General features: G+C 66.4%; 8 protein-coding genes. 1 reads left to right on the forward strand and 7 read right to left on the reverse strand.

Annotation, left to right across the window (positions count from 1 at the left end; genetic code table 11):
• Positions 1-16: 16 nt before the first annotated feature.
• From H8B03_RS09540 to H8B03_RS09570, 7 genes are all read right to left on the reverse strand, one after another.
• Entirely contained in the window at positions 17-886 is an 870-nt protein-coding gene (locus tag H8B03_RS09540) for a DmsC/YnfH family molybdoenzyme membrane anchor subunit (protein ID WP_193141504.1), read from the reverse strand.
• Positions 886-1,644: a 4Fe-4S dicluster domain-containing protein gene (locus H8B03_RS09545; RefSeq protein WP_193141505.1), complete on the reverse strand. Its 759-nt coding sequence runs from the start codon at positions 1,642-1,644 to the stop codon at positions 886-888. Before H8B03_RS09545 ends, H8B03_RS09540 begins: the two co-directional genes overlap by 1 nt.
• The gene (locus H8B03_RS09550) at positions 1,641-2,150 is read right to left on the reverse strand and encodes a GNAT family N-acetyltransferase (RefSeq protein ID WP_193141506.1); all 510 of its coding nucleotides are present in this window, start codon (positions 2,148-2,150) and stop codon (positions 1,641-1,643) included. Before H8B03_RS09550 ends, H8B03_RS09545 begins: the two co-directional genes overlap by 4 nt.
• Entirely contained in the window at positions 2,147-4,918 is a 2,772-nt protein-coding gene (locus H8B03_RS09555) for a molybdopterin oxidoreductase family protein (RefSeq protein ID WP_193141507.1), read from the reverse strand. Before H8B03_RS09555 ends, H8B03_RS09550 begins: the two co-directional genes overlap by 4 nt.
• Before the next feature lie 215 nt (positions 4,919-5,133).
• Complete coding sequence (locus H8B03_RS09560; protein ID WP_193141508.1) at positions 5,134-5,694, reverse strand: DUF4202 domain-containing protein; 561 nt, start codon at positions 5,692-5,694, stop codon at positions 5,134-5,136.
• Between the two features lie 21 nt (positions 5,695-5,715).
• Positions 5,716-7,230, reverse strand: coding sequence for a PLP-dependent aminotransferase family protein (locus tag H8B03_RS09565; RefSeq protein WP_193141509.1), 1,515 nt, complete (start codon positions 7,228-7,230; stop codon positions 5,716-5,718).
• Between the two features lie 238 nt (positions 7,231-7,468).
• On the reverse strand, positions 7,469-8,854 hold the full coding sequence (locus H8B03_RS09570; protein WP_193141510.1) for an aspartate aminotransferase family protein: 1,386 nt from the start codon (positions 8,852-8,854) through the stop codon (positions 7,469-7,471).
• 440 nt (positions 8,855-9,294) lie between these two features.
• Between H8B03_RS09570 and H8B03_RS09575 the strand changes: the two genes are divergently transcribed.
• Positions 9,295-10,056, forward strand: a complete 762-nt coding sequence (locus H8B03_RS09575; RefSeq protein ID WP_193141564.1) for an SDR family NAD(P)-dependent oxidoreductase — start codon at positions 9,295-9,297, stop codon at positions 10,054-10,056.
• The last annotated feature ends 172 nt before the right edge of the window (positions 10,057-10,228 follow it).

Below are 10,228 nucleotides of genomic sequence, written 5' to 3' on the forward strand. Positions count from 1 at the left end.
GCCCGTCGCGGCAGGCTTACCGTTTACCGTAGTAGAGCCCGACCACGTGTTCGGCTTGCGCGAAGAACAGCCAACGCGACACGCCGACGCCGGCCAGATGCAGGGCGGCGACAAGCGCCAGCATCACCGGGTGATGGCTGAGCGTCAGGCCAAGGACCGGCAGGGCCACCATGCCCAGAAAGGCCAGACCGCGCAACTTGCGGGCGTGCTTGCGGCCCACCACAAAGACCATCTCGTCCAGCAGATAGTTGCTGCCGGTGTGAGGGCTGGCGATCTGCCGCAGGCCGCCACCGTCGCCCAGCCCGGTTGCGGTCTGCATGGTCGATCCGGCTTCGGCAAAGCGCCGGTCGCCGGCATGCCAGACCCAGAGTTGGGCCGCCCCGGCCAGCGCCAGCAGCAGCGGCGCCAGTGCGGGGGCGGCGAAGATTGCGCCGCCCGATAGGGACAGGGCCAGAAACAGCGCCGGGGTGCCGGGCTGGTGCCAGCGCGGCACGGTTTTCAACTGGGTATAGATCATCGCCGTGGCCCAGACCGTGGCCAGACACAGCAACGCGCCAAGCCATCCCAGCGGTTGCCAGTGTGCGCCGAAGAACACTGCCCCTAAGGCAAAAAGACCCATCAGCAGCAAACCGGCCACCGCCAGACAGCCCTCGCGCGACAGCCAGCTTGAGCGCCACTGGGTCAGCGCCCGCCACGCCCGTTCGGGGTGGCCAAGGTGGAAGGTGGACGCGGCCAATCCGCCAACAGCAAGCCCAAACCCCAGCAAATAATAGAAAAATGCGGCCCATCCGGTCACGGGCGGCAGGCCCAGGCCCAGCCAGAACAACAGTCCCAGACCAAAGCCCGACAGGGTGGTGAAGGCGATGACGGATGGGGCGGGATGCATCAGGCCGATCCTCCGGGCAGGCGGTCGAGGGCGCGGTCAAGCCAGCCGAGGAAGCCCTGCGGGGTTTCAGCGACGGGTTCCAGCAGGGGGGCCAGAATGTTGATCTGGTCGTCCTTGGGCCGCGGTGGCAGGTATTTGTTGACCGGTTTGGTGCCCAGTTCGGGCATCAGGTCCATGCCGCCGCGTTCGGCCACCAACTGGCTGACGGCGCTGCCCGGATCGCCCAGATCGCCGAAGTGGCGGGCCCCGGCGGGGCAGGTGCGCACGCAGGCGGGTTCCCGGTCCTCTTCCGGCAGGTTGTCGTTGTAGATCCGGTCGACGCACAGCGTGCATTTCTTCATCACGCCTTCGGCCTTGTCCATCTCGCGGGCACCGTAGGGGCAGGCCCATGCACACAAGCCGCATCCTATGCAACTGGATTCATTGACCAAAACAATGCCGTCCTCGGTGCGCTTGTAGCTGGCGCCGGTGGGGCAGACGGTCACGCAGGGGGCGTCGTCGCAATGCAGGCAAGACTTGGGGAAATGCACGGTCTGGGCCGCGCCGCCGCTTTCGGGGGTGACTTCATAGGTGTGGACGCGGTTCAGAAAGGTGCCTTGCGGGGCAGCACCATAGGGGTCCTGATCGGACAGCGGCGCGCCATAGCCCTGATCGTTCCAGCCCTTGCAGGCGATGACGCAGGCGTGACAGCCGACACAGGTATCAAGGTCGATCACCAGCCCCATCTTGCGGTCGGTCGAAGCAGGGAGCTGGGTCATGAGTCCTCGGATTCCGGGGTCTGGAAAGCGTCTGGAAAAGGTATGGCTGGCGTCTGGCCCGGAGCGGTCTCGGTCAGCACGCGGCGCATCATCGGCGCCGGTCCCAGCGGGGTCTCGACCTGCTCGACCTCGGTGAAGCCTTGCCGGGTGTAGAACCCGTAGGCCGCCGAATTCACCACCAGCCGGCAAGAAGTGCAGCCCGCCGTCATCGCCTCGCCCAAGGCCGCGTGCAGCAGCGCCCGGCCGATGCCCCTGCGGGTGTGGAAGGGATCGACGAACAGCGCCAGAAGTTCGGCCTCGGGACACGAGCGGGTCAGCGCGGCAAAGCCGATGATGGCCCCGGATGGGCCCTCGCAGACATGGATGATGTCCAGCAGATCCACGTCCAGTTCCAGAAGCTCGGGGTGGGCTTTAAGTTTTTCAACGTCGCCGGCATTGGCCATGGCACCACGGCGGTACAGTTCGGCCAGTTGCGGCAGGTCAGAGGGGCGGGCAGCGCGGATCATGGGCGGCTCCTTGGGCCTTTGCCCACCGGGCTGGGCAGGGGCGAAAATGCGGGTTGGGACTCGGGCGGCGGCGGGTCGGCCTTTGCGATCCGCACCCGCAGGTCGAACCACGCGGCCTGCCCGGTGATCGGGTCGGAATTGGCCCATCGCAGCCCGTCGCCCTTGGGCGGCAGCAATTCGTGGATCAGGTGGTTCAGCAGGAAGCCCCTGGTCGCCTCGGGCACATCGTCATCCAGCGCCCAGGTGCCCTTGCGCTTGCCGATGGCGTTCCACGTCCAGACGGTATTGGCGTTCAGCGCCTCTTGCAGGGCCACAGGCACGGTGATCTCGCCATGCGGAGAGGTGACCCGCGCCCAGTCGCCCTCGGCAAAGCCGTGTTCGTCCCACAGCTTGCGCGGAACATACAGCGGGTTGACCCCGTGCAACTGCCGCAGCCAGGCGTTCTGGCTGCCCCAGCTGTGATACATGGCCATGGGCCGCTGGGTCAGAGCGCGGATCGGATAGCTGTCGTCGGTGCCCTGGGGCTCCTCCCAATAGGGCAGCGGGTCCATGCTGCGGCGCACCCTTTCGCGCAGGTGTTCGGGCGGCTGGCGGTCGCCATGGCCTTCGGCGGCGCGCTGGAAGCGGCGCAGGGGTTCGGACCACAGTTCGAACAGATAGGGTTGCGGGGCATCGAACAGGCCCAGTTCCACCGCCCAGTCCTGATAGGCCATGTTCCACGGTTTGTAGAATTGCGCCGCGTCGGGGATGTGGTGGATATGGAAGCCGCCCTGTTCGATATAGCGGTCGATCTGGTCGGGGTTGGGCGCGCCGCGCCCGGTCTGGTCGGCGGTTTCACCGCGATGGCCCATCAGCGGGCCGATGCCCGGTCGGCGTTGGTGGTTGGCGATATAGTCGGCGTAGTCCTTGTAGATCGGCATCCCTTCGGCATCGGTGAAGCCCGGCATGCCCAGACGGTTGGCCAGCTGGATCAGCACGGTCTGGAAGCCGCGCACGTCGCGGTCGGGTTCGACCACCGGCCAGCGGATAGCATCGGCGGCGGCCTCGGCCTCGCAGATCGGGCGATCCAGCAAGCTGATGCAGTCGTGCCGTTCCAGATAGGTGGTGTCGGGCAGGATCAGATCGGCATAGGCCACCATTTCCGAGCTGTAGGCATCGGAATAGATGATCCGGGGGATGACATAGTCGCCGTCGTCGGTGCGCCGTGTCAGCATCTCCATCACACCTGAGGTGTTCATGGAGGAGTTCCACGACATGTTGGCCATATAGAGAAACAGCGTGTCGATCGGGTAGGGATCCTGCGCCACCGCGTTCGAGATCACCATGTGCATCAGCCCATGCGCCGACAGCGGGTTTTCCCAGGTGAACGCCTTGTCGATGCGGCTGGCCGAGCCGTCGTCTTCCAGCAGCAGATCGTCGGGGCCGCGCGGAAAGCCAAGGTGCGGGCCGTCCAGCGGGCGGCCGGGACGGTCACGGCCGTGCGGGGTCGGATGGGCCGAAACCGGCTTGGGATAGGGCGGCTTGAAGCGAAAGCCGCCGGGCACCTCGACCGTGCCAAGGATGATCTGCAGGACGTGCAGCGCACGGCAGGTCTGGAAGCCGTTGGCATGGGCGGAGATCCCGCGCATGGCGTGGAAGCTGACCGGGCGACCCACCATCTTGGCATGGGTGTCGCCCCGGAAATCGGTCCATTCCTGATCCAGCGTGAAGGCCTGATCAAAGGCCGCATGGGCGATCTCGGCGGCCAGTTGGCGGATGCGCGGGGCGGGGATGCCGGTGGTGACGGCCACCGCTTCGGGGGCGTAGTCCTTGGACAGGTAGCGTTCGGCCATGTGCTGGAACACGGTGCGGGCGCCATCGTGGCTGGCGGCCAGATCGGGACGCACGCCCTTCTGGTCGAAGGGGGCAAGCTGTCTGGTGGCGCGGTCGATGACCACCAGCTTGTCCTCGGCATTGCGCAGCAGCAGCCCGTCCTTGCCCACAAGACAGGGGGCGTTGGTGAAGCGCGCCAGATAGTCGAGGTCGATCTTGCCCGCCTCAATCAGGCAGTGGATCAGCGCCATGATGAACAGCCCGTCGGTGCCCGGCGTGATGCCGACCCAATCGTCGGCCACCGCGTTATAGCCGGTGCGCACCGGGTTGACGCCGACCACGCGCCCGCCGCGGCCCTTGACCTTGCCGATGCCGATCTTGATCGGGTTGCTGTCGTGATCCTCGGCCACGCCGAACAGGAAGAACAGCTTGGTGCGGTCCCAGTCGGGCTGGCCGAATTCCCAGAACGCGCCGCCCATGGTGTAGATGCCGGCGGCGGCCATGTTGACCGAGCAGAAGCCGCCGTGGGCGGCGTAATTCGGGGTGCCGAAGTTCTGGGCCCAGAAACTGGTGAAGGATTGCGACTGGTCGCGCCCGGTGAAGAAAGCCAGCTTGTGCGGGGCGGTTTCGCGCAGATCGTTCAGCCAGCCGACGGCGGTGGACAGGGCTTCGTCCCAGGAAATCTCGCGGTATTGGCCCGACCCGCGCGGCCCGGTGCGCAGCAGCGGTTTGCGCAAGCGCGAGGGCGCGGTGTGCTGCATGATCCCGGCCGACCCCTTGGCGCAGAGCACGCCCTTGTTCACCGGGTGGTCGCGGTTGCCTTCGATATAGGAAACCTTGCCGTCTTTCAGGTGTACGTTGATCCCGCAGCGGCAGGCGCACATGTAGCAGGTCGTCTTGCGGATTTCGTCCGACACATGTGGCGAGGTGTCGAGATCGACCTTCGGGATGGTCACCTGGCGCGTCTCCTGGGCTGGGGTGGTCCTGGCGTCAGTCTAGACCGGATTTTTCGACACTGGCGAGAGGATTTTCCCGTCCCGGTGCCAAAAGCCCGGAAACGGGTCCGGGCTGGGGCAGGTTGGCGGAACATCGGGCCGGTGGCGCCAGGTGGGCAGGGCGCTGCTTGCCGCACCCGCCGGGGGGGGAGATGGCGCCGCGGCGGGCCGCCTGGTCAGATCCGGAAGGCCGAGGCCAGCGTTTCGGGCAGGTCGAATTCCGACAGCACGCGGGCACGGCCTTCTTCCGACATCTTGCGCGCGGTCTTGACGACAATGCCGTGCACCTTGTCCTGCGGATGCTTGGCCGCGAAGGGCGCGAAATACCATTTCAGGAACACGAAGCAGATCACGTCCTCCAGCGCCTGCACCTGCGGGTCGCGTTTCAGCCCTTCCTTGCGTAGCAGGCTGGCAGCGGTGTCGGCCTCGGCGTCGGAATAGCCCGCATCGCGCATCATCCCGGCCACGCGGGCGCCGTGGTGTTTGGCCAGATCGCGCCGCCAGGTCAGATAGCCGGCGCGGCCTTCGGGGTAGTCTGCCCGTTTCAGGGTCCAGCGTTCGATGTGCTGGCCGCGCGCCGCCAGTTGCAGCACCTCGGACGCCTCGGGGAACAGCCGCGCCAGTTCCGCGCTCATCCGCTCGCCATAGACTTGTGCCTCGGGGCGGCCATCGGTCTGGTTCGGATCCTGGGCATTGGCCGCATCAATGGCGGCGATCACATCGGTCAGTCGGCTCATGGGCGGGGCTCCGGGCATGGGTCAATGGGAAATCGGGGCGGGGGTGTGCTGGGATTGGCCGGTGCCGGGTTGCAGGCGGTCCAGGGCCTGTGCCAGCCGGGCGATACCTTCGGCGATGCGATCGGCGGGGATCGAGGAATAGGCCAGCCGGTAGTGGCGGTTGTCGGGTGCGTCCGGGGCAAAGAAGGCGCGCCCCGGTTCGATCAGCACGCCGTGGTCCAGAAGCTCCCGGGCCAGCGCGCGGCTGCCGATGCCTTCGGGCGTGGTCATCCAGAAGCTGGAACCGCCGAATTGTTCGGTCCCGGCCAGGGTCAGCCCGTGGGCGCGGATCGCCTGATCCATCACCACGCGGCGTTCGCCATAGGCCAGCCCCATGCGCTTGATCTGGCTGTCGTAATGGCCCTGCGACAGGAAATAGGCGGCGGTGCGTTGCAGGTGCCCCGGCGGGTGGCGCAGCACGAGGGCGCGCAGGGCGCGGGCCTCACGGATGAAGGGTTCCGAGCCGACCAGATAGCCCAGCCGCAGCCCCGGAAACAGCGATTTCGAGAACGAGCCGATGTAGATCACCCGCCCGTTGCGATCCAGCGATTTCAGCGCCGGTGAGGGGGTGTCGAGAAAGGACATCTCGAACTCGTAGTCGTCCTCCACGACAAGGAAATTGTCGGCCTCGGCCCGGTCGAGCAGTGCCATGCGGCGCTCCAGCGGCAGGGTGGCGTTGGTCGGGCACTGGTGGCTGGGGGTGGTGAAGACCGCGTCAACCTCGTCGGAAAGGGCGTCCGGGTCCAGCCCGTCGGTGTCCACATCCACCGCCAGCGTCTTGCAACGGGTCTGGTTCAGGATCTCGCGCAGGCCGGGATAGCAGGGGTTTTCGAAAGCGGCGAGACGGCGCTGGGTCAGCAGGATCTGGGCGGCAATCCACAGGGCGTTCTGGGCGCCCAGGGTGACCAGCACTTCTTCGGGGCGCGCGGTGATGCCCCGGCGCGGCAGGATGTGGCGCAGGATGTATTCCACCAGCTTGGGATCATCGCGCTCGTAGTAATCCGCCGTCAGGGCTTCGAAATCGCGCTGGCCGAGCGCCTGCATGGCGCAGACCCGCCAGTTGCGATGGTCAAACAGGGTTGGATCGGTCTGGCCGTAGATGAACGGATAGGGATAGCGGCGCCAGTCGGGCGGGCGGTGCACGGGGGCGTAGGCGGAAAACTTCTGGCCCAGGGCACGGGACCAGTCCACGCGGTCCTCGCTGCCGCCGCGCGACAACTCGAAGGCCGGTGGGCGCGGGGCCGACAGCGAGACGTAATAGCCCGATCGCCCGCGCGAGGTCAGGTAATCATTGGCCAGAAGCTCGGTATAGGCCAGCGTCACGGTGATCCGCGAGATCCCCAGATGCGCGGCCAGCTTGCGCGACGAGGGCAGCTTGTCGCCGGGTTTCAGCCGACCCGACAGGATCGCCGAGGTGACCATGTGCTGAAGCTGCTGCTGAAGCGTGCCTTCGAAATCTGGGTCCAGAAAAAAGGTCTGTTCCGAAATCGTGGCCATCGAGCTTCCCGGCATTGGTGCGCGGGCAGCCTAGGCCGTCGGGGGGGCATGTGCAAGGCAGGGGCGCAGCGGGCGGGAATTGTGCCGTGCAAACGGGTGGTTGCCGGTGAGCCGTGGCCCGGGGTCGGGTGCGATCGCGCCGCGCCGCAGGCGCGGCGCCCGGCCCAACGCCTTGCGGCCGTCAGGCCAAAAGGGGGCGGGAGCCGCCCCCGTCTGGATCTGTCCCTGTGCCGGTCGCCTAGCCGAAGACCCGGCCCAGGGCCGCGTCCACCGCGCCGGTGATGGCGTCGATGTCATCGGCCGTGGCGATCAGCGGCGGGGCAAAGCACAGCGAGTTGTTGAACCCCGGCAGTGACCGGTTGGTGGCGCCCACGATGACCCCCTGGCCCATGCAGTCGGCCAGCACCGCGCCCACCTGCTTCTCGCTCACCGGCTCCTTGGTGCCGCGATCCGCGACCAGTTCGGCACCGCAGAACAGCCCCGCGCCGCGCACATCACCGATCACCGCGTGCTTGTCCTGAAGCGCGCGCAGGTTGTCCACCATCCGCGCGCCCATGGCCTTGGTGTTGTCCAGCAGGTTTTCGCGTTCGATGATCGCCATGTTTTCCATGGCCGCCGCCTGTCCGGCGGTGCAGCCGCCAAAGGTCGAGATATCGCGGAAATAGTTCATCGGATCGCTGTCGTCGTCCTTGAACTGCTCGAACACCTCCTCTGTGGTCACGGTGCAGGAAATCGCGGCATAGCCCGAGGCCACGCCCTTGGCCATCGTCACGAAATCGGGCTGAACATCGTAATTCTGATAGCCGAACCACAGACCGGTGCGCCCGACGCCGCAGACCACCTCGTCGATGTGCAGCAGGATGTCGTACTTGCGGCAGATCTCCTGCACGCGCGGCCAATAGCCCGGAGGGGGCGGGATCACGCCGCCACCGGCGGTTACCGGCTCAAGACACAGGGCGCCGACGGTGTCGGGGCCTTCGCGCAGGATCACCTCCTCGATGGCATCGGCGGCCCGCTGGCCATAGGCTTCGCCGCTCAGATCCCACTGGGCGCGGTATTCCAGGCAGTGCGGCACCTCGACGAAACCCGGCGTATAGGGGCCGTACTGGGCGTTGCGCTCGGGCTGGCCTCCACCGGAGAGGCAGGCGATGGTGGTGCCGTGGTAATCGCGTTCGCGGTACAGGATCTTGTGCTTGCGGCCGCCGTGGCGCTTGTGGGCGATCTGGCGGACCATCTTGAAGGCCTTCTCGTTGGCTTCCGATCCCGAGTTGGAATAGTAGACCCGGCTCATCCCCGGCATCTTTTCCAGAAGCTGCTCGGCGAATTGTGCCGCCGGCACCGTGCCCATGGCGCCGCCCCAGAAGTTCATCTTCAGGATCTGGTCGCGCACCGCGTTGGCGATGCTTTCGCGCCCGTAGCCGACGTTGACCGTCCAGACCCCGCCCGAGACGGAGTCGATGAATTCCTTGCCGTTCTGATCCCAGACCTTCAGCCCGCGGCCTTCGACGATGATCCGCGGATCATTGTTCTCAAGCGGTTTGTGCTGCATCAGGTGATGCCACATGTGCGCCCGGTCTGCGGCGACCACATCCGACAGATCGTTGCGAGAGATGTTCTGATTCATGCCAGCATTCCTTCTCCATGGCGCGACGGGATCAGTCTGACCCGGTCTGCCGCCATGCTCAAGCTTTCTAAGTGCACAGCGTGCGCGTGTCGGATAGGGCCAGTTCCGCATTCTGTGTAAGGCCAGGCGGGCAAGCCCGATGCCAGCAAGACAGGGCGCGCCCCGGGCTTTGTCCGGATCCGGAGGGCCGAAATTCGCCGCGACGGAAGGAAAAGACACCTGCGCGGGGGGGGGGCGAGATGCAGCTACGCGTGGCCCTGGCCTGCCATCTGGCCAATGATCGCGACGCGATCCTGATGACCCATTCGGTCGAACAGGCGCTCTGTATCGGGCTGTTCGTTGGCGCGGCTTTTGAATTGAACGGTCGTTTCGTCGCGGAGCTGATGCTTGTCGGATCCCGGCGCCGGGGCCTAAGTAGATGCAACAGCGAGGAGGCGAGAATGGATCTGAACGGATTGACGGCGATTGTCACGGGCGGCGCATCGGGGCTGGGCGAGGCCACGGTGCGGGCGCTGGTGGCCGAAGGCGCGCGCGTGGCGATCTTCGATCTGAACGCCGAACGCGGTGCCGCGCTGGTGTCGGAACTGGGCGCGGCGGTGATGTTCCGCTCGGTCGACGTGAGCGACGAGGCCAGCGTGACCGAGGCGTTGCGCGCCGTCGAGGACGCATTCGGCATCCCCGGCGCGGCGGTGAATTGCGCGGGCATCGTTCTGGCCAAGACCACGCTGGGCAAGACCGGGCCGCATCCGCTGGACGCCTATGCCAAGGTCATCGACGTGAACCTGAAGGGCACCTTCAACGTGCTGCGGTTGGCGGCAGCGCGCATGGCCGAGGCTGCCCCCGGCCCGGATGGCGAGCGCGGGGTGATCGTCAACACCGCTTCGGTCGCGGCCTTCGACGGGCAGCGCGGGCAGGCGGCCTATGCGGCCTCGAAAGGCGGCATCGCCGCGACCAGCCTGCCGGTGGCGCGGGATCTGGCGCGCAACGGCATCCGCGTCAACGCCATCGCGCCGGGGCTGTTCCTGACCCCCATGGCCGAGGAACTGGGCGAGGACGTCTGCGCGCAACTGGCCAAGGACGTGGTGTTTCCCAAGCGGCTGGGCAAGCCGTCGGAATTTGCCGACGCGGTGCTGTTCCTGATCCGGAACACCTATATGAACGGCGAAACCCTGCGCCTGGACGGCGCCGTGCGCCTGCCCTGAGGCTGCGCGAACCCGGTCCGATATTTCACCCCCGCAACGCCGTTTGCGGGGGTTTTTTCGTGTGTGTCCCGGCGCAAGGAAATGGAAGCCGGCGAAAGAAAATTTCAAATTCATTACGCAGGGGAAAGAAAAAGGTTAAGATAGTCTCATTACAGATGTGTCTTTCGACCGG

Source organism: Meridianimarinicoccus sp. MJW13 (assembly GCF_014901205.1).
GTDB lineage: Bacteria > Pseudomonadota > Alphaproteobacteria > Rhodobacterales > Rhodobacteraceae > Meridianimarinicoccus.